17 protein-coding genes and 3 tRNA genes are annotated in these 19,759 nt (G+C 60.7%); 13 read left to right on the top strand and 7 right to left on the bottom strand.

Features of this window, described 5'->3' with window-relative positions; all coding sequences use genetic code 11:
- Positions 1-6 precede the first annotated feature (6 nt).
- Both BACI9J_RS14470 and BACI9J_RS14465 read left to right on the top strand, forming a co-directional pair.
- Positions 7-79 (top strand) — tRNA-Asn (locus BACI9J_RS14470).
- A 116-nt stretch (positions 80-195) separates the two neighbouring features.
- Positions 196-268: transfer RNA gene (locus tag BACI9J_RS14465), tRNA-Asn, on the top strand.
- A gap of 47 nt (positions 269-315) precedes the next feature.
- Here the strand turns inward: BACI9J_RS14465 and BACI9J_RS14460 are convergent.
- The 5 genes from BACI9J_RS14460 to BACI9J_RS14440 all read right to left on the bottom strand — a co-directional run bounded on the left by BACI9J_RS14460 (position 316) and on the right by BACI9J_RS14440 (position 6,166).
- Positions 316-723 carry a hypothetical protein gene (locus BACI9J_RS14460; protein ID WP_159734986.1) on the bottom strand — a complete coding sequence of 136 codons (408 nt, stop codon included), beginning with the start codon at positions 721-723 and terminating at the stop codon, positions 316-318.
- A 44-nt stretch (positions 724-767) separates the two neighbouring features.
- Positions 768-2,051: an alpha/beta hydrolase gene (locus BACI9J_RS14455; RefSeq protein WP_159734985.1), complete on the bottom strand. Its 1,284-nt coding sequence runs from the start codon at positions 2,049-2,051 to the stop codon at positions 768-770.
- A gap of 22 nt (positions 2,052-2,073) precedes the next feature.
- Positions 2,074-4,572 (bottom strand): bifunctional lysylphosphatidylglycerol flippase/synthetase MprF, encoded by a 2,499-nt coding sequence (locus BACI9J_RS14450; protein WP_159734984.1) that lies wholly within the window; start codon positions 4,570-4,572, stop codon positions 2,074-2,076.
- A 145-nt stretch (positions 4,573-4,717) separates the two neighbouring features.
- Complete coding sequence (locus BACI9J_RS14445) at positions 4,718-4,897, bottom strand: glycine zipper domain-containing protein (RefSeq protein WP_159734983.1); 180 nt, start codon at positions 4,895-4,897, stop codon at positions 4,718-4,720.
- A 39-nt stretch (positions 4,898-4,936) separates the two neighbouring features.
- Complete coding sequence (locus tag BACI9J_RS14440) at positions 4,937-6,166, bottom strand: multidrug effflux MFS transporter (protein WP_159734982.1); 1,230 nt, start codon at positions 6,164-6,166, stop codon at positions 4,937-4,939.
- 172 nt (positions 6,167-6,338) lie between these two features.
- On the opposite strand from BACI9J_RS14440, the gene BACI9J_RS14435 reads away from it, so the two are divergent.
- From BACI9J_RS14435 to BACI9J_RS14415, 5 genes are all read left to right on the top strand, one after another.
- Positions 6,339-7,187, top strand: coding sequence for a phage holin family protein (locus BACI9J_RS14435; protein WP_159734981.1), 849 nt, complete (start codon positions 6,339-6,341; stop codon positions 7,185-7,187).
- Between the two features lie 46 nt (positions 7,188-7,233).
- Positions 7,234-7,857: a CDP-alcohol phosphatidyltransferase family protein gene (locus BACI9J_RS14430; protein ID WP_159734980.1), complete on the top strand. Its 624-nt coding sequence runs from the start codon at positions 7,234-7,236 to the stop codon at positions 7,855-7,857.
- Positions 7,857-8,774, top strand: coding sequence for a DMT family transporter (locus BACI9J_RS14425; protein WP_159734979.1), 918 nt, complete (start codon positions 7,857-7,859; stop codon positions 8,772-8,774). Before BACI9J_RS14430 ends, BACI9J_RS14425 begins: the two co-directional genes overlap by 1 nt.
- A gap of 95 nt (positions 8,775-8,869) precedes the next feature.
- Positions 8,870-10,066: a glycosyltransferase gene (locus BACI9J_RS14420; RefSeq protein ID WP_159734978.1), complete on the top strand. Its 1,197-nt coding sequence runs from the start codon at positions 8,870-8,872 to the stop codon at positions 10,064-10,066.
- 84 nt (positions 10,067-10,150) lie between these two features.
- A tRNA-Ile gene (locus BACI9J_RS14415) sits at positions 10,151-10,224 on the top strand.
- 64 nt (positions 10,225-10,288) lie between these two features.
- Here the strand turns inward: BACI9J_RS14415 and BACI9J_RS14410 are convergent.
- Positions 10,289-13,057, bottom strand: coding sequence for an AAA domain-containing protein (locus BACI9J_RS14410; RefSeq protein ID WP_159734977.1), 2,769 nt, complete (start codon positions 13,055-13,057; stop codon positions 10,289-10,291).
- Between the two features lie 237 nt (positions 13,058-13,294).
- On the opposite strand from BACI9J_RS14410, the gene BACI9J_RS14405 reads away from it, so the two are divergent.
- The gene (locus BACI9J_RS14405; RefSeq protein ID WP_159734976.1) at positions 13,295-14,485 is read left to right on the top strand and encodes an acyl-CoA dehydrogenase family protein; all 1,191 of its coding nucleotides are present in this window, start codon (positions 13,295-13,297) and stop codon (positions 14,483-14,485) included.
- 61 nt (positions 14,486-14,546) lie between these two features.
- On the opposite strand, the gene BACI9J_RS14400 is transcribed toward BACI9J_RS14405, so the two are convergent.
- The gene (locus tag BACI9J_RS14400) at positions 14,547-15,041 is read right to left on the bottom strand and encodes a M23 family metallopeptidase (RefSeq protein WP_159734975.1); all 495 of its coding nucleotides are present in this window, start codon (positions 15,039-15,041) and stop codon (positions 14,547-14,549) included.
- A 406-nt stretch (positions 15,042-15,447) separates the two neighbouring features.
- On the opposite strand from BACI9J_RS14400, the gene rpsB reads away from it, so the two are divergent.
- From rpsB to BACI9J_RS14375, 5 genes are all read left to right on the top strand, one after another.
- Positions 15,448-16,320 (top strand): 30S ribosomal protein S2, encoded by an 873-nt coding sequence (rpsB, locus tag BACI9J_RS14395; protein ID WP_017199410.1) that lies wholly within the window; start codon positions 15,448-15,450, stop codon positions 16,318-16,320.
- 121 nt (positions 16,321-16,441) lie between these two features.
- Positions 16,442-17,278: a translation elongation factor Ts gene (gene tsf / locus BACI9J_RS14390; protein ID WP_011774217.1), complete on the top strand. Its 837-nt coding sequence runs from the start codon at positions 16,442-16,444 to the stop codon at positions 17,276-17,278.
- Between the two features lie 121 nt (positions 17,279-17,399).
- Entirely contained in the window at positions 17,400-18,137 is a 738-nt protein-coding gene (gene pyrH, locus BACI9J_RS14385) for a UMP kinase (RefSeq protein WP_014921238.1), read from the top strand.
- 116 nt (positions 18,138-18,253) lie between these two features.
- Positions 18,254-18,811 (top strand): ribosome recycling factor, encoded by a 558-nt coding sequence (gene frr / locus BACI9J_RS14380; RefSeq protein ID WP_011774219.1) that lies wholly within the window; start codon positions 18,254-18,256, stop codon positions 18,809-18,811.
- Positions 18,811-19,746: a phosphatidate cytidylyltransferase gene (locus tag BACI9J_RS14375; RefSeq protein WP_159734974.1), complete on the top strand. Its 936-nt coding sequence runs from the start codon at positions 18,811-18,813 to the stop codon at positions 19,744-19,746. The genes frr and BACI9J_RS14375 overlap by 1 nt, the downstream gene beginning before the upstream one ends.
- The last annotated feature ends 13 nt before the right edge of the window (positions 19,747-19,759 follow it).

Below are 19,759 nucleotides of genomic sequence, written 5' to 3'. Positions count from 1 at the left end.
CTTCATTCCTCCGTAGCTCAATTGGCAGAGCATTCGACTGTTAATCGAAGGGTTACTGGTTCAAGTCCAGTCGGAGGAGCGTGCAATACCCCCGTTTCGGATCTTCGGAACGGGGGTATTTTTATACCCCTGAGGGGTACGCGCCGCCGATTTCGCATTCCGGTAGAACCTTTGCTAAAGTCATAACCGCTTCATTCCTCCGTAGCTCAATTGGCAGAGCATTCGACTGTTAATCGAAGGGTTACTGGTTCAAGTCCAGTCGGAGGAGCATCAGGACCCCGTACCGGCTTCACAGCTGGTGCGGGGTCCGCTTTTTTACACGAAATCCATCTCCACTTGCAGGAAACGTGCGGCCTCGGCCACCGCGGCCAGGAACGAATCCTGCTCGGTGGGCGGAGTCCGGGGTTCCCGGGGATGCCATTCGTGGGGCGCTGAGTAGACACGGGTGAAGCCACCGCCCGGCGGGGCGTAGAAAATGCCGAAGCGCTGCACGGGCCATTCGGGCGAAGTCTCCGGGGCGACCAGGAGCGCGGCGTCCGCTTCGGGGTTGTACCACTGGGCAATGGGTCGGCGACGGTCATCGGTAAAGAGTCCGGCGGCGTACAGGGCAGCCGACTGCGGGCTGGTCACGGAGCACAGGCGGTCCCACCACAGCGGCAGGATGCGTTCATCCCGACGCTGCCAAGGTGCCGGAAGCGGCTGCGGCTCTTGCCAATGTGGCACACCTCAACTTTATCGCCGGTAAGGGGCCTGCAAAAGGGGAGGTGCTACCGGGACAGGCCCAGCCTGGGATAGAGGACTTCGAAACCTTTGGTCAGTCCGGCGTTCAGTGCAAGGCCAACGTGACCGCCGTTGGGCACTTCGTAGTACGTCACCGTCATTCCCGCATCCCGGGCGGCTGCGGAGACTGCCTTGGCGGCCGCAACATAGGTGGTGTCGTCCGAGCCCACCGTAAATACTGCCGTTGTGTTGGGGAACTGCTTGCCCTTCATGATGTTGATGGGCTTTTGGGCGTCGTAGGCTGCTTGGTTGCCATCGAAGATGGTTGCCAGGTTGCCGGCCGGATCCTCTGCGCCCGGGAATTCCTCGCCTGAGATGTCCACAACGTTGCCCCACATCTGCGGATATTTAAGCGCGAAGGAAATGGCACACTGGCCGCCGTTGGAGTACCCCGCAATTGTCCAGTGTTCGCGATCAGGAAGAATGTTCAAGTTGGCTTTGGCCCAGTTGACAACGTCCTCGTTGATGTACTTCTCCACGTTGCCGTATTTGGCGGTGTCCAGGCACAGGGTGTCGTCCTGGTCCGGGCCGATCTGGTCTGCGACGATCGCAATGGGCGCCAAACCATTGTTCTTCGCCGCGAATTCATCCAGGGCAGCGGAAACGTATTGCGGATCGGGGAGTCCGGGTTGGCCCATCATGAGGACGAACAAGGGGAGCTTGGGCGGATGTGCCGTCAAGGCGGCGGGGGGCAAGTAGATGCCCGCAGGCCTGGCATTGAAACCGGATGCGGTGGCTGGAATGACCTGGGTGCCGGCGTCTCCCTTTGCCGGCTGATCTGCCGGCGGCTTCCAGCTTTGCCACAGGGGACCTGCCGGAATGGAGGCCTCGGGGTCCGGCTTGGCCAGTTGAATGGCGCCCTCGGTGGAGATTCCCAATGCCGAGCCCAACGTCTTGTTCAGCCCGAATTCCGTGTTGATGCCCAGGGCAGCCACTACGAGGAACACCGGAATGGATACCGCAGCCACCACCTTCCGCCACTGCCGGCTATGGCGGAAGCTGACCACTGCAAGACCCAAGGCGGCGAAGCAGGCCAGGGCCCAGAACCACACGCGCGGTGTCAGGCCCACGTGGAAGACGTCCAGGACGTCCTCCACGAGCCACACGGTCAACCAACCGAACAGGACTGCCGCGACGATCGCCGTGATGGCGGTGAGGGCCCAGCGGGCTGACGGCCGGAGGAACAGCAGCAGGAAGAACCCGACGCCGATCACTCCGGCGATCGTCATTACACCAGGGCCGCTGATCTCAAGTTTCAGGAGCTCGTTCATGAACGGGACGTCCGCTGCAGCGTCATGCGGCCGGCTCCTTGGCTACCATTTGCCGCAACAGCCCGGCGCTTTGCGTGGGGGAGAGGCCCGGCAAGTAGGCCGAACCCACTGCGATGCCAATGGACGGCAAGGCCAACGGATCTTGGTAGTACATGTACAAGGTCCGGTGCTCAGGTTGGAACCTTGATTTGAAAGCGGCCAACGACTTGAAACCGTACATCGGTTCCAAGGCGTTCCCCAGAAGGGCGAGCACGCGGTCCAAAGTGCTGTGGTCTCCCTCGCCAGTGTCGGATCCTGTGTTGGCCAAGGGCGAGCCGGATAAGGAGATTTGGGGTACTTCCTCTTTGAAGTGAGTTACGGCCGATGCGATGAGAAACTCCATGACCCCCTTGAAACCCGTGGTGCGGCGGCGCATGAAGTCCAAGGTCCATCCTGAGATGGACCCATTGTTGAAGACGGGCAGCCAGCTGGTGATGCCATGGACCAATCCGTCGTCATCCACGGCTACACAGCAGAGCACCTCGGGATCTTTGAGTTCGTTCAGGCCGCCCAAGGTGAAGCCCATCTCAGGAAGTGCTTTGTCAGCCACCCATTCTTCGGAGATCTCCGCCAGCTGGGCCCTGATTCCCGGTGGCATCTGAGGGTAGGGGTACCAGTGATCCTTGATGGAGAGCTTGTCCGCGCGGTTCAGGGCGGTCCGCACGTTCTGCCATTCCTTACCCTTGAAGGTCATGGCTTGGACGTTGAGGAGTGTCTCTTCGGCCACTTCCAGTTTCCTGAAGCCGTGGGGAAGGAGTGGGCCATCGAGCTCTGCTGTGGCTGAATAGAAGCACGGGATCAGGCCCAGGTTGGCGCAGTGCTTGACGAAACCCGTGGCAGCCTCGCTGTGGTGTTCACTGGCCCCAAACGGGCCGGCCACGGTGAGGGCCACCCCGTTGTGAACCTGATAGGCAACTCCAGCTTTCCTGTCGGGCGTGAACCAGTACTGGTTGTTGTCCCACAGAGCCATCCAGGACAACGTGCCGCCGCCATCATGCAACAGCTCCCTGGTGTGGCCCAGGTCCGCTGCCGGATCGGTGGCCATGGTCCGGAACCGCCGGAAATTGTTGAGTACAAGCACCAGAATGCAGAGCCAGATGATGTCCCCGCCGAGGCCGTAGAGCACAGTGCTCAAAAGACCTTGGGGCAGGGCCACCACGAAGGGGACGGGGAAAGGAACCAGGATGTGGGTCAGCTGCCCGGCAAGGTCCATCAGCGTAGAGCGTCCGGGGTTGCCTTCGATGAACCAAAAAATCACATAGAAGACAATGGCAGCCACTGCGAGGATGAGCGAGGTCCGGCCAAGCATCCGGTAGCTGGCGTCGCTGGATTCGACCCGGAATTTATGCCGGTTTACCAACAGCAGCGCCACGATGATGACGGGGGCAAGCACTGCAGGGACCGCGTACAGCAGAAGGTACGCGAAGTCGTCATCGCCCAAGGTGACGTCCGGATCAGTAGCGTACTGAAGGATGGACAGGACGGTTACGGCGGCCAGATACACCTGGATAACAAGCGTCAGCCGGTAAGCCAACTGCCGGCCGCGCCTCAGTCCCTCGGCGCAGACAAGCAACAGCAGCACGGGAATCAACGTCAGGATGGCCGCACCAAAGCTTTGGACGCCTACGACGCTCTGCAGGGTGACACAGTTGGTGTCGTTATTGCAGGCTTCCTGTACCTCGTCTGCATCGGGGCTGGCTTGGAGCATGACCTCGGAAACCACGGACAGGGGGCCGACTTCCCACGTGCCGGTCAGTTGCGTCAGCAAAGGTCCCACCGCGAAGACACCCACCACCGTGCCTACCAGGAAACGTGTTTCGCGAAGGCTTGAAGAGTGCAGCGATCCCGCCCGGCGTCGCAGGACCAGCGATTGGACGGCCCAGCCCGCCAGGATGCCGATCACAGCTCCGGCCAAAGCCTGCAGGGTTTGGGCCACTCCAACAAACAAGGCAAACATGAGCGTGGCGGCCAGCAACCACGTCCGCAGGCGCCGGCGCCACAGTGCCTCAAGTGCCGCCGTCGAGCACCCCAACGCCGCAGCAGCGCCACCATAGGCACCCACTACGTACTCGCCGCCCAGGAAACTGAGCCATTGGTCGCTGGCATCGGTTCCGAAGGTTACGAGTACCACAAGAACCAAGGCGCTCAGCGCCGAACCGGCAACGAAGGCAGCCAGGGCCAGCCAGGGACCCATCACGCGTTCGGCGATTCCCACGCCCACCAGGATCGCCGCAGTACAAGCCACGTAGTCGAGCAAGGAAGAGGCAAAGAATGCCGAGGTGAAGATTGACCACCACGGTCCTGGTTCCACTGCCAAACCAAGGCCCACTTGGTCCAAGAGGTCTTGGCCGGGACCATTGGCAAGGCTGCCGGAGACGGCCCCCAACACCCAGAGGAGCACCACAAGGGCCATGGTCACCGGTAGCTTCCGCAGTGTTGCCAGGCCGCGCGCACTGCCCCGAAAAACAACAGCCGTGCTCATGTGATGTCCCCTTCACCGGTTCAAGCACCGGTAACCCCGGCTGGCCACCATTCTGCCCTGCGGTAGGCAGTTAGGGGAGGGTTTAGTACTTCCTGACGTCGGCGGGTCGCCCGTGGAAGCCGGCTGGTCCCGCTTGCGGCTTGGCCTAGTCCTTTTTCCAGGGGCCGGGATTCACCCGGTACAGCACGGCGGCACCTATCACGGCGCCTAAAATGGCGCCAAAAAGCGCGCTGCCGGCGGCGCGGCCAAGAAGTGCACCGGCGACGGCGCCAAGCAAGGCACCGAGGAAGAGGCCCCGTCCGTTGCGGTGCGGTTTATTAGTCATGGTCACAGCCTACGGGCCGCTTCTCCATGAATGCCCGTTCTAATGAATGGACGGGACGGAGCGCGGCCGAACAACCAGCCATAGCGCGGCAATGGCGCCCGTGATGCACGCGGCCATAACGGCGCCCATGGGGACGGCGGAGCTGACGCCCAGCCACCCGACAACAGGCGGGACAATACCGGCCATCATGAACTGGGAGGCGCCCAGAAGGGATGCAGCGGTTCCAGCTTGCGCACCATGGTTGGCCAGGGACAGGACCTGAACGCACGGGAACATGAAGCCGGTGGCGCAAATGTAGAACCACAACGGGATGAGGATGCCCAACAGGCCTACATGGAGCAGGTCAAGCACCACGATCAGGAGGGCGGTGAACAGCATGAAAACAGTCGCCCCGGCCACGATCCATTGCGGAGCCACCCTCCTGATCAAGCGTGCGCTGATCTGCACGCCGGCCACAATGCCCAAAGAGTTGATGCCGAACAGGATGCCGTATTCCTGAGGCGAAAAGCCGTACACGTTCTGGAAAAGAAATGTGGAAGCTGAGAGATAAGCGAACAGTCCACCGAAGTTCAGGCTTCCCACAAGCACCATGCCCACAAAAATTCTGTCAGTCAGGACGGACTTGTAGCGCTGTCCCACTGTGACGGTGGATTTTCCGCGCTGCTCAGCCGGAAGTGTTTCCCGGATAAAGAAGATCGAGGCAAGGATGACCATCAGTCCATATGCGGCCAGGAAGTAGAAGATGCCCGGCCACGGGAAGGCCAGCAACAGTTGCGATCCGATCACCGGCGCAAGGATGGGAGCAAGTCCGTTAACCAGTGACATCCGTGAGAACATCCGCACCATGGAGTAGCCGTGGAAGAGATCCCGGACCATGGCCATGGCCACGACGCCGCCTCCTGCAGCACCGATTCCCATGAGTACGCGGAACAAGGACAGCATCCCGATGTCGGTGGCCAGCGCCGCACCGAGCGAGGATCCGATGTGGACGGCCGTGGCCAGAATGAGGGGAAGCCGGCGTCCCACCTTGTCGCTGAATGGTCCCACCAGCAGTTGGCCGAGCCCGAAGCCTACGGTTGTACCTGTCAACGTGAGCTGAATTGCCGCCGCGGAAACATCAAAACTCTCTTCCAAAGCGGGAAACGCCGGAAGATAGAGGTCGATGGTGAAAGGACCGAGCGCGGTCAGGGCACCCAGCAGGAGAATGTAGACAAGTTTTTCGCGTCGGCTCAGAGAATCGCCCGGAGCAATGGGAGAGGTCACGATCATCAATCCTATGGCCCGGATCATATTTATTGCTGCATGACGGACGCGCCACGGCGTCATCGGCGAAAGTTCAGCAGGAACCTGAATGATAGCTTTGAGGACAGGTGTCCGCGGCAATGGTTTTACGCTGCGTTCGCCCTACACGATGCCCAGAGGAAGCAGTTAGGCGGAACCCATGAGTGGACGTCACACCGGCCGGCCCAGTCAAGGACCAGCCATTCGTACTTTGCCGAAGACCCTCAAGCTCGTAGCAAGGCTGGCTCCGAGGCAACTCAACGACGAAATCGCCCTGGCGAAGGTAGAGCTCAAGCGAAAAGCCACGCAGGTGGGAATCGCGGGCGCCTTCTTCGGAGTAGCCCTCGTCTTCCTGGCGCTCCTGGTCATTGCGCTCGTGGTTGCGGCCATCCTCGGTTTGGCTACCATCATGCCCGGCTGGCTGGCTGCGCTGATCGTTGCTGCGTTCTTCCTGGTGATTGTGGCAATAGCCAGCTTGATAGGAATAGCCAAATTCAAGAAGGCAATGCCTTTGGTCCCCGAGGACACCATCCGGGGCATCAAGCATGATCTTGGGATCGCCAAGGAAGGCTCGGACTTCGATGAATCAATCCTCGATCCGAACTCGCCGGCAGCCAAGGCAGCCAAGGCCGAAAAGGACGCGGCCGCTGAGAAGGCCAAGGCTGAGAAAGCTGCAAAGGAAGCGGCCAAGGAAGCCGACGCCGTCAAGGCGCCCACCGAAGCTGAGCTTCGCTCCCGCCTGAAGCGCCGCCGTGAACACCTCACCGGCGTTCGTGACGAGCTCGGTGAGCAGCTGGACGTCAAGAAGCAAGGCCAGGCGTTGCTCCACACCGCCAACGGAAAGTTCCAGGAGAGCAAGGAATTCGCTGCAGCGAAGTTTGCAGACCTTGGAGACTCCGTACCTGAGAGCCTCACCGAACGGCTTGCCGCCCGGTGGAAGGACCTGGCTGCGTTTGCCACGGCTGCGGTGGTCTTCGTTGTTGCGCTGCGGAAGCTGCTGAAGAAGTAGCAACCGGCGGCGCCATCAACACTGAAGACGAGGAAGGGGGGACAGGATGAGATTGATCGGAGCTGGGTCGCACCCCGACCGGCCGCAGGTTGATCACGACCTCATCTTCACTGTCCCCAATATCCTCACAGTTCTGCGCTTCATGGGCGTGCCGCTGTTCGTCTGGCTGGTCCTTGCCGAACAGGAATACGGTTTTGCTGTCCTGGTGCTCGTCATCATGGGCAGCACGGACTGGGTGGACGGCTACATTGCCAGACGCTTCAACCAGACCTCAAAGCTTGGCCGCATCCTCGATCCCATGGCCGACCGCGCCGCATTGCTGGCCGTCGCCTTCACCCTGGTGATTGCCGGCGTCGTGCAGTGGTGGTACCTGGCCGCGCTGCTGGTCCCGGACGCCGTTCTGGCCATCGCATCCCTGGTCTACTTCCGGAGTCATCCGGACCTTCCGGTCAGCGTCATAGGAAAGATCCGCACAGCGTTGCTGCTGGTCGGTACGCCCTTGCTTATCCTGTCCAAACTGCCCATTGCTTTCACCGAGGTCTACTTCGTGGCCGCTTGGACGTTCCTGGGCCTCGGCCTGATCGGCCACTGGATTGCGGCGTATAACTACTACTGGGCCATCCTGCGCAAAGGAAAAGAATTGAAAACCGACGACGGCGGACGAGGCTGATGGTCTGGCTGGCGGTTTTTCTTGCGGTACTGGGTGCCTTCTTCCTCGCCATCGGCGCCCAGCGGCAGGGCAGCGCCGTGAAGGCAGATACCGGTGGCCTGGCGCTGAGCTCAAACGGATTCCTGCGGCTCCTGCGCAATCCCCGCTGGATGCTCGGACTGCTGTTCCTCGCTCTGGGGATGGTGATGAATGCCATCGCCCTGGTGTCAGCACCACTGACGGTGGTGCAGCCGATTGGCGCCATTGCGCTGGTCATCACCACCATAGTCAATGCCAAGGACCAGGGCCTGAGCATTAACCGGGCAACCGTTGTGGCCATCAGCGCCTGCGTTACGGGTTCGGCGTTGTTCGTGCTCCTTGCCGTCAACGTCACGCAGGAAAACCACCACGTCAACAGCGACGACGAGTTGACCATTGTTCTCCTGCTGGCTCTTGCCGTGGGCATTTTCGGAACACTGGCCGTTCTGTTCAAACACCGGATGAGCGCCTTCATTTACATTTTGGGGGCCGGTGTCCTGTTCGGGTTCGTTGCCGTCCTGACCCGCATTATCGGCAAGCACCTGCTGGATCCCAATGGACTGTTCCTGCTCAACGTCCAGTGGTACACCCTGGTAGCAATTGCGGCCGCCGGGGGACTGGGCTCCTGGTTCGTCCAGAGCGCCTATTCCGGAGGGCCACCGGACCTGGTCATCGCAGGCTTGACCGTGATCGACCCCATGGTGGGCATCGCAATCGGCATTGTGATTCTGGGTGAGCTTCGTCCCGATGTCCACGCCGTGATGGCGATCGCCATGGCCGCGGCCGCTACGCTTGCTATCGTGGGGGTTATTGCCCTGAGCCGGCACCATCCGGAAGTCACCAAACGCAAGAAGGACGCGAAGGCGGCTGCCGGCCGGAAGGCCCAAGGCAAAGCTTGACCTTGCGCCACCGCATTGGCGGGCGGCAACCCGGCGACACCGCAGCATTGCCACAAGCAGTGCTGTCCGCACCGTGACCATCAGGAGTTCTCCACGTGACCATTCCCGACACCACCAAGCCCCTCACCATACTGATTGCCGCGGATACCTACCCGCCGCACGTCAACGGTGCCGCCCAGTTCGGCTACCGCCTGGCCAAGGGGATGACGGCACGTGGGCACAACGTGCACGTGTTGGCCTGCCGTCCGGACACGGGCAAGAGCTACACCGAATTCCGCGACGAAGCCACAGTTCACCGGCTGCGCTCCCACGGCGTCTTCACCCACGAGTACTTCCGAATTTGCTTCCCATGGGAAATCAAGAAGGAAATCAGCCTTCTTTTCGACAAAGTCCAGCCGGACGTCGTCCACATTCAGAGCCACTACATGATCGGCGAGCACGTCCTCTACGAGGCTGTTAAGCGCGGCATCCGGATTGTTGCCACCAACCACTTCATGCCGGAGAACCTCAACCCGTTCCTTCCGTTCCCGCAGTGGTTCAAGGACATTGTTGGCCGGATTTCATGGAAGGACATGGGCAAGGTCATGGGCCAGGCGGACGTGGTCACCACGCCCACCCCGCTGGCTGCAAAGGCCATGCACCAGCACGCTTTCCTGCGTAAGGTACTGCCCCTTTCCAACGGAATCGACTCCTCCGCTTATGAGTTGCAGCCCGGTGAAGTCATCGAGCCGCACGCCAACCCAACCGTCCTGTTTGTGGGCCGTCTTGCCGAAGAGAAGCACATCAACGTGCTGATCGACGCCGTGGCCAAGACCCCGCGCGAACTGAACGTCAACCTGGAAATTGTGGGTGGCGGCGAAGTCCGTCCTGCCCTTGAAGCACAGGTTGCCAAACTTGGTTTGGGGGACCGGGTGAGGTTCCTCGGACTGGCAAGTGATGAAGACCTCCGGGAGGCCTACATTAGGGCCGATATCTTCTGCATGCCCGGAACGGCTGAACTCCAGTCCTTGGTGACTTTGGAAGCCATGTCTGCCTCCACGCCTGTGCTGCTGGCCAACGCCATGGCGCTGCCGCACCTGGTTCGTGACGGGGAGAACGGATACCTTTTCACCCCCAACGACAGCAACGAGCTCGCAGCCAAGATCACCAAGCTGGTGGAGCTTCCCCAGGACGAACTTCAGGCCATGGGTAAGCTCAGTCGCGAGATGGTGGAGCCGCACAGCATCAACGGCACCCTCCAGACCTTCGAGGACCTCTACCGGGGCGCTTCCTACGAGGATCTGGTGGTGTGACAAAAGCACTCCCCGGCACCTATTAGAATTGCTGGAGTGCTTTGCCCGGAACTGCTGCTTTGCGGTGGCTTTTCCTGGCTTCACGGGGCTATAGCTCAGCTGGTTAGAGCGCGGGACTCATAATCCTAAGGTCCTCGGTTCAAGTCCGAGTAGCCCTACATTTCACGTGGGAGCCGTGGCAGACGATTCATCTTCGTCGGCCACGGCTCTTTTGTCATGAAGTCAGGCCATGGCCGCTGAGAGGGCGGAGCGTAAGCGGGTTTCCTCTCCACTTCCCGTTGTTGGCAAACGCAGAAGCCTAAGCCCTTGGGCACGGCAGATGGCGTCTTTGAGGTCATCCCGGACCTGTTGCGCCGGATTGTTTTCGTGGAAAGCAAAGCCGTCAACCTCGACCACCAAAACCGGCAAGTTGGTGACGCGGTTGTAGACGACGAAATCCAGGCTCGCCCGGTTCTCCACGAAAGATGCTTGGGCGGACGTCAGGGCCGTAGTATCGCGGAGCAAATTCTTCAGCATGACCTGCGGCGCCACAGCTAAGTCCGAGAACGGCTCCTCCTCGAGGACCTCCAACAGGAGAGTCCATATGATGTTCTCCGACGTGAACGTGGAGCCGCGCCGGAGTCTGGCTGCCAAAGGCCGTAACAGCGCTGAATAATCCCTGTACAGGAGGTCGAAGACGGACAGGACGTTGCTGTCGAAAACGCCATCCTCCGGACTCCTGTAGCGAATAAAATGCACAAGGTCCCGGAGGTGCCGGCTTTTTGGCAGCATGTCGTTGTTGGTGACCAGCACGAACCGCTTCACTGCACGGGAGACGGCAACATTGACGAGGTGCGGGTCATCAACGAAGCTGACGCCAAGATGTCCGCTGATTGTCTCGTCCAGGACTGTGCTCATGATGATCACGTCCTTCTGCCGTCCCTGGAACTTGTGGACTGTATCGGCTTGAATGCTGCGGATAAGTGCTTCCGCCACTTTGTCCACCTGTCGTCGATACGGCGTCACCACGCCGATCTGGTCGTTGCTGAAGCCTGAGCAGAATCGCCCCAGGACCTCCTGGGCAATGACGTCAGCTTCACGCTGGTTGGTCCGGCCACCGCTGTTGTGCTGGCGCATGTGGTTGCCCTCGGCTGTCCGAACAACCACCAGGGGCGGGCCTTCTGAGCCGCTGGAGGTGTATGGAACCAACCTCCCGCCGTAGAACTTCCTGTTGCAGAATTCGATGATGGCCGGATCGCATCGGTAATGCTCCCGAAGCATGGTCCGGGGGAGGCCGTCGCCTAACTGCTCGATGATTGAGGAGAGAATGTTGTGCTTCTTGTAGTCCACGCTGGCAGACGGGGCTTTGATCGAGTTTCTCGACGCACTCTCGTCGGCGATGTGCTGAAGTTGCTGAAGGTCACCGACCACAATGACGTGCCTGGTGCGGGAGAGTGCCAGTCCGGCTGCAAGCAGATCAACTTGGGAGGCCTCGTCAATGATCAGAAAGTCGAGGAGCTGTCCGGTGGGAACATTTCGTCGCAAGGAGTGGCAGGTGCTCAGAATTACCGGATAATCGGCGGTGAAGGCGGCAAAGTCGGACTTGTACGTGGCTTCAGAGTGGATCCGTCTGCGCATTTGGGCGTAGCGGCGATGGAGCGATACTTTGAGCGTCTGCCTGGAAGCCAGCCGATACTCCTTCTCAAGACGTCCATAGTCCTGATGTGCCAGCAGCTGCTTCGCTTGACCGATATGCTCTTCCAACTCCTTGATCTTGTTGTCGTAGTAGGCGCCCTGAAGCCGCAGGACGACGTCCGTGTTGTGAGGATCGACTCGCCCGAGTGGTCCGAACCGGAGTCGAAGTCTCAGGCGGCGGAAGAGTTTTCGGAGCGCCCCGGATTCGACCGGCATGAATGTGGTCTCGGCCAGGAATTCGAGGATCCGAGCGGACGGAACACGCGGTAGCGGGACGCCTTCCAGCGCAGGCAAGCCAGGGGCGTCCGGGTGGAGCAGGAAATGACGCCTCTCGAGTTGGTAGGCGTCGAGCTGCTGCTGCCATTGGGCCAGCTGCCTTGCAGTCGATTGCAGGGCCTGCAAGCGACTGTCGAGTTCGAGCAGATACTCTGCCGGGGGTGCCTCGACAGGCGGCACCTCGACGAATCTTTCAACCGCGGCGTTTCTGGCTTCCTGGCTTGCGAAGAATTCGGCAATCTTCTCCTTGCGACCGAGATCCGCAACGATGTGTCCGTAGCCCTCAGCGGCAAGTTTGTCCCGGACATTTTCCACCGCGGCGTTGTTGAAAGAGACGATCCCTACCCGCTGGCCGGGAACTGCAACGATGTTGGCGACAAGATTCAATATTGTTTCCGTCTTTCCCGTGCCAGGCGGGCCGTCGATCACCGATATGCGGTGGCTGAGGCCCTTCACGAGAGCCTCGCGTTGACTGATGTTTGATGAGAACGGGAGTATCGGATGGTGTTGCACCTGGTCCGCGAGGTCCAGGGGCCGGCGCTGGAGAAGCGCGTCCAGGGCGCTTCCCTTGGGGATGCCGGTGAAATTCCGGTACTGCCGTCGTAGGGGATCGTCCTCCTTCAGCCTGGACGCGACATCGCGCCAATAATCAAGCACCGCCCGGGCCCTTATTTCTTCCTCGGACGGCTGGGAGACAGTAATCTCAGCCTCACGGCAGGTTTCATATCCGAGTCCTGCATCACTATTGTGAAAAACCCGCCACCAGGTTCCGTGGAGTGATTCGAACCGGAGGACCTCCGTGACAGCCTCGAGGACCTTGCCACGCACAGAAAATGTGTCTTGGCTCTTGGGGGGAACGGGTACAGGCTTTCGAAGGATCAAGAGCCTGTCCGACGAGTATCTGTAGGTCTTTCCCGAACTGAAGGTGACGTACGTGAACGCCCCCGCGACGCGGTACCCCTCCACCTCCGAAGTCTTGTCGTCCAGGCCGTCGTGGTGACGGTTGCGGACCAGAATCCCCTCTTGGCGTGGATCGATCACTGTAATCCCCCAATTTTGTGTGCTGCGTTGCTTTACAGACGTTACAGAATCATCTGCATCGACCCCATGCTTGGGACCAGGAATGATCAGTCCGGCATTGCGAAGAGAGGAGAATCTGCGGTAAGTTACTGATCAGTAACTTACTACCCGCCGGTAACTTGGCTGGCTGCCCCTGGGGTCAGCACAGCCCTTCCGGATCTGACGTGGTCGCAGGTGACCACCCTTGAAGGAGCGAATATGTCCAACGCTGCATTCGATGCCACCAACCTCCCGTATGCCGACGGCGACTTCTACGCCTTCGAGCAGATGCTGACAGCAAAAGAGCAGGACCGTCTGGCGGAGGTCCGCGATTTCCTCGCCCGCGAAGTCAAGCCCATTGCCGTGGATTGCTGGAACCGCGGCGAATTCCCCATGGACCTGATTCCCAAGCTGGGCGAGCTGGATCTGGTGAGCCCCGTTCGTCGTCAGGGGTACTCGAACCTCTTTGCCGGCATGCTCCACGCAGAAGTCACCCGCGCCGACGCTTCGATTGCAACGTTCATGGGCGTCCACGACGGCCTCTTCACGGGTTCAATCGAAGCCCTCGCGTCGCAGGAGCAGGCGGATGCGTGGCTTCCGGACATCTACTCCCTGAAGAAGATCGGCGCTTTCGGGCTGACTGAGCCCCTGGGTGGCTCTGACGTGGCGGGCGGAACGCGGACCACCGCCAAGCGCGACGGAGACAACTGGGTTCTCAACGGTGCCAAGCGCTGGATAGGCAACGCCACCTTCTCCGACTGGGTGGTCATCTACGCCAAAGACGTGGCCGACAACCAGGTCAAGGCGTTCTTGGTGGATACCTCCTTGCCGGGCTACTCGGCCAGCAAGATCGAGAACAAGATTTCCCTGCGGACGGTTCAGAATGCGGACATCATTCTGGACAACGTGGTGGTGCCGGACTTCTTCAAGCTCGCCAACGGCAACAGCTTCCGCGATACCAACAAGGTCCTCAAAGTGACCCGCCTGGCCGTCGCATGGCAGGCTGTTGGGCTTCAGATGGCTGCCTTCGATGTGGCCCGCAGCTATGCCGTGGAGCGCCGGCAGTTCGGACGCCCGCTGGCGGCCTTCCAGTTGGTGCAGAACCAGTTGGTCCAGATTCTCGGCAACACTGTGGCATCCATGGGCATGATGGTTCGGCTGGCCCAGCTCGAAGATGCCGGGGTGGCCAAGGATGAACAGTCGGCGCTGGCGAAGGCCTTCACTACGGCACGCATGCGCGAAAGCGTTGCCTTGGGACGCAGTATCCTGGGTGGCAACGGAATTGTCACGGACTATGGAATGGCCAAGATCTTCTCTGATGCAGAAGCCATCTACTCCTACGAGGGCACGCACGAGATCAACACCCTGGTGACCGGCCGGGCCATCACAGGAGTCTCGGCCATCGTCTAGAACGTTCGGTCTCATGGACCGGGGCGGGGTTTGGAACGGGCTCATTCGAGTGGCAACAGTCTCATTCGAGTGGCAACAGTATTGACGGCCGCATGTCCTCCACGAAGCCCAATGGATTCATGTAGTCCTCGCCGCGCCTCACGCCCCAATGCAGGCAGGGGGCGCTGCTGCAGTGGCCTGCCTCCAGGGTGCCGACGACTTGGCCCTTTTGTACGGCGTCGCCGGCTTTGAGGGTGCTGGTCACCGGCTCGAAGCTGCTCCTCAAGCCCCCGCCTTGGTTAATTGTCAGTACAGGGCGGTCGACCACGACGCCGGCAAAGGTGACCACGCCATCGGACGGCGCGGTGACCGGGGCGCCGTCGGAAGCCGGCCCTAAGTCCACGCCCCGATGCCCGGTGAGCCACGGTTTGTCCGGCGGGTCGAACGTCCGCAGGACGGACGGCTTGGGGGAAAGCGGCCAGCTCCACGATGCCGAGGCCGGAACAGGAGTGCTTGAAGTGCCGGCAAAGATGGAGGCGGCAACAAGTGTGGTCAAAGTGAGCTTCGCAACGGTCATGGAACCAGCTTTCCGGGACCTGCCCCGTGGTGCGATGCCTTGGCTGCCGTATGTGGACAACGACTGGTTTCCACGGTCAAAGAGGTGGGGTGGCTGTAGTACACTTGGTGGAGCAGTTTGCTGTGCCCTCAAGCTTGTTCAGGAGCATGTCTCATTCAGATATGCGGGGGCCCCAGGCTGACTACGCGTATCCAGCCCTCCACCAGCGAAGCTTCATGGTTTTGTGCTGCGGAGGATTGCGCCTCTTGCGGTCCGGCTGAACTCAGGTTCAATGCCGGATGAGAAGTGCAATGGATGCCAGGAGCCACGCCCATCCGGGCAAAGGCTAAACAACCGTCAACTATTGGCAGGGTAAGAGCAGCCCCATGGGCTCTCTCATGAATGACCTGCCGGAAGGAGCGTCGGCATGCCCGTCGTAACTATGCGCCAGCTGCTTGACAGCGGCGTCCACTTTGGACACCAGACCCGTCGTTGGAACCCGAAGATGAAGCGCTTCATCTTCACGGAGCGCAACGGCATCTACATCATTGACCTTCAGCAGTCGCTGTCCTACATCGACCGCGCTTACGAGTTCGTCAAGGCTACTGTCGCCCACGGCGGCACCGTCTTGTTCGTTGGCACCAAGAAGCAGGCTCAGGAAGCAATTGCCGAGCAGGCTACCCGCGTTGGCCAGCCGTACGTCAACCAGCGTTGGTTGGGCGGTATGCTCACCAACTTCCAGACCGTTGCCAAGCGTATCCAGCGCATGAAGGAACTCGAAGAGATCAACTTCGACGACGTCGCCGGCTCGGCTTACACCAAGAAGGAGCTCCTGCTCCTCAAGCGTGAACTCACCAAGCTTGAGTCCAACCTCGGTGGTATCCGCAACCTGACCAAGGCTCCCTCGGTTCTCTGGGTTGTTGACACCAAGAAGGAACACCTTGCTGTTGACGAAGCCAAGAAGCTGAACATCCCCGTTGTTGCCATCCTGGACACCAACTGCGATCCCGACGAAGTTGACTTCCCGATCCCGGGTAACGACGACGCCATCCGCTCCGTCAACCTGCTTACCCGCGTTGTTGCCGACGCCGTAGCTGAGGGCCTCATCGCCCGCAACCAGCGCGCAACCGGCACCACCGAAGCTCCGGAAGAGCCGCTGGCTGAGTGGGAGCGCGAGCTCCTCGAAGGCAGCAAGGCCGAAGAAGCAGCGGCAACCGAGGCTCCGGCAGCAGAAGCTCCCGCAGCTGAGGCTCCCGAGGCAACCGAAGCTGCAGCCGGCGAAGCCGAAGCAGCCAAGTAAATCTGGACCTTCCCTGATACCCGAAACGGCGTCAGGGGCAACTGACAGGATGGCGGCTCACACGGTGGGCTGCCGTCCTGTCAGTCCGTAAACACACAAATTTCTAGACAGAGGGGTTCACATGGCGAACTACACTGCTGCTGACATCAAGGCCCTGCGCGAGCGCACCGGCGCCGGCATGATGGACGTCAAGAAGGCTCTTGACGAAGCCAACGGTGACGCCGAGAAGGCCATCGAGATCATCCGCATCAAGGGCCTCAAGGGTGCTACCAAGCGCGAAGGCCGTTCCACTGCTGAAGGCCTGGTTGCTGCCAAGGTCAACGGCGGCGTTGGCGTAATGATCGAGGTCAACTGCGAAACTGACTTCGTTGCCAAGGCTGACAAGTTCATCCAGCTGGCTGACAAGGTTCTCAACGTTGCAGTCGAGTCCGGCGCAGCCGACCTCGAAACCCTGCTGGCCACCGAGGTTGACGGCAAGCCGTTGTCCGAGGTTGTTGTCGAAGAGGGCGCAGTCCTCGGCGAGAAGGTTGTTGTTCGCCGTATCTCCCGCGTTGAGGGAACCACGGTTGACGCCTACCTGCACAAGACGTCCAAGGACCTCCCGGCTCAGGTCGGCGTTCTGTTCGCTGTTGACGGTGAAGGCGAAGCTGCTGCCACCGCAGCACACGACATCGCTGTCCACGTTGCAGCCATGGCTCCGAACTACCTGACCCGCGAGGACGTCCCGGCCGAACTGGTCGAGTCCGAGCGCCGCATCGCCGAAGAGACCGCAAAGGCTGAAGGCAAGCCTGAAGCTGCTCTTTCCAAGATCGTGGAAGGCCGCGTGACGGGCTTCTACAAGGGTGAAGTTCTGGTTGACCAGGCATTCGCCAAGGATTCCAAGAAGACCGTTGCACAGGTCCTCGAAGAAGCCGGCGTCAAGGCAACCGCAGTAACCCGTTTCCGCGTAGGAAACTAGTACTACATGAAAAGGGGTGGTCACTTCGGTGGCCGCCCCTTTTTCATGCACCCGTCCGGGTAGTACCGGGGCGGACCCACAGCACGATAATCTAGCCAGAGTCCACCAACGGGAAGGCACCATGGAAACCGTCAACACTGCTATCCAGCCCGAGAAGACCCGCCGACGTGTACTTCTGAAACTTTCCGGCGAGGTCATCGGCGGAGGCAAGCTCGGCGTCGATCCTGAGACAGTGCGCGCAATCGCCAAGCAGATCGCGGCCGCGGTCACCGAAGTCGAAGTAGCAATCGTTGTAGGCGGAGGAAACTTCTTCCGCGGCGCCGAATTGTCCCAAAGCGGCATGGACCGCTCCCGTGCCGACTACATGGGCATGCTGGGCACTGTGATGAACTGCCTGGCGCTGCAGGACTTCCTGGAGCAAGCCGGAGTTGAGACCCGGGTCCAGAGCGCCATCACCATGGGCCAGGTTGCAGAGGCCTACATCCCGCGCCGCGCCATCCGCCACATGGAGAAGGGCCGCGTCGTCATTTTCGGTGCAGGCGCAGGCCTGCCGTACTTCTCCACCGACACCGTTGCAGCGCAGCGCGCCCTTGAAGTGCACGCGGACGTGGTGCTCATGGCCAAGAGCGGTGTGGACGGCGTCTACACCGCAGATCCCAAAAAGGACCCCACGGCCGAGAAGCTCGATGTCCTCAGCTACGACGACGCCTTGCGCCGTGACATCCGGGTAATGGACCAGACCGCCATGACCATGTGCAAGGACAACAGCCTGTCCATGGTGGTCTTCGGAATGGAGGGCGAGGGCAACGTTACCCGTGCCATCCTCGGCGAAACGCTGGGAACCCTGGTTACTCCCTAGCAAGGGCTAGGATATTTCTAGGACCGTCCGCCCATAGTGGCGGATCTTTACTGTGCATTGCTTTACTGTGCATTGCCGCCTGAAGTTGGGCAGCAACTATTTCTGAGGAGAAACCCGTGATCGAAGAGACCTTGCTCGAAGCCGGCGAGAAGATGGACAAGGCGGTGGAGGTAGCCAAGGACGATTTCGCCTCGATCCGTACTGGCCGGGCCAACCCCGCCCTCTACAACAAGGTGATCGTCGAGTACTACGGCACACCGACTCCGCTGCAGCAGCTGGCCTCCTTTGGAGTGCCGGATGCACGAACCATCCTGATCACCCCTTACGACAAAACCGCGCTGCGGGACATCGAGAAGGCCCTGAGTGACTCCGAGGTTGGCGCCAACCCGTCCAACGACGGCAACGTCATCCGCGTGACCATCCCGGAGCTCACCAAAGAGCGTCGCAAGGAATACGTAAAGATCGTCAAGGGCAAGGGTGAGGACGCCAAGGTTTCCATCCGCAGCATCCGCCGCAAAGCCAAGGATTCCCTGGACAAGCTGGTCAAGGACGGCGAAGCCGGCGAAGACGAGGGTGCACGCGCTGAGAAGGAACTCGACGCCCTCACCAAGCAGCACGTTGACAGCATCGACGAGCTGCTTAAGCGCAAGGAAGCCGAGCTGCTCGAGGTCTGATGAACCAGGCTGAGCCGGCGCCCGCTGAGCGGGTCCCGACACGCGATACCCCCAAGCGCGCCAGACGCGTGCGCAAGAACCCCACACCCAAGGCGGGCCGGAATCTTCCGGCCGCCATCGGCGTCGGGCTTGCCATGCTTTTGGCCGTCTTGGGCGGCTTGCTTTTCCTCCCGCTGGGGTTCGTCCTCCTCACCACTGCCTTCGCGGTGCTGGGTGTTTGGGAGGTTTTTCGGGCGCTTGAGGCGCAGGGGACCCGGATGCCGATCATCCCCGTGATGGTGGGAAGCCTGGTGATGCCGGTATCGGCCTACTTCGGTGGCCTCGAAGGTTTGCTTTTCACCATGACGGCGAGCTCCGTGGCCGTCTTGCTGTGGCGTTCCATCGAGAGCGCTGCAGGGGCGCCGCGGAGTGTGTTCGCCGGCGTTTTCACCCTTGCGTGGATTCCCTTCCTGATCAGCTTTGCATCGCTGTCTCTTCACCCCGCCAGCGGCCCCACTCCGGTTGGTTTCTGGCCGGACGGGATCCCCGAAGGCGCATGGCAGATCGCGTCCATGCTGTTGTTGGTAGTTTCCAATGACACGTTCGGGTACATCGTTGGCGCTTCCTTCGGAAAGCACCCAATGGCACCCAAGATCAGCCCCAAGAAGTCCTGGGAGGGATTCGCCGGATCCGTCGGCGGGGCCATGGTCATCGGTGTCCTTGCTTGCATCTTCCTGCTTGACAGGCCTTGGTGGGTGGGCCTCTTGCTGGCTGTGGGCATGGTGGCCGCAGCCACCGCCGGAGACCTCGCCGAGTCCATGGTCAAGCGCGAACTTGGCGTCAAGGACATGAGCAGCATCCTGCCCGGTCACGGCGGCGTGATGGACCGCCTGGACTCCATCGTGTTCGCAGCCCCTGTAGCTTATGTTCTGTTCGCGCTGCTGAGCGGCGTCTGACAACCCAATGAAG

It is taken from the genome of Arthrobacter sp. 9V, from assembly GCF_902506065.1.
In the GTDB taxonomy this organism is placed as follows: domain Bacteria; phylum Actinomycetota; class Actinomycetes; order Actinomycetales; family Micrococcaceae; genus Arthrobacter.
This window is presented reverse-complemented; position numbering and strand designations above follow the sequence as displayed.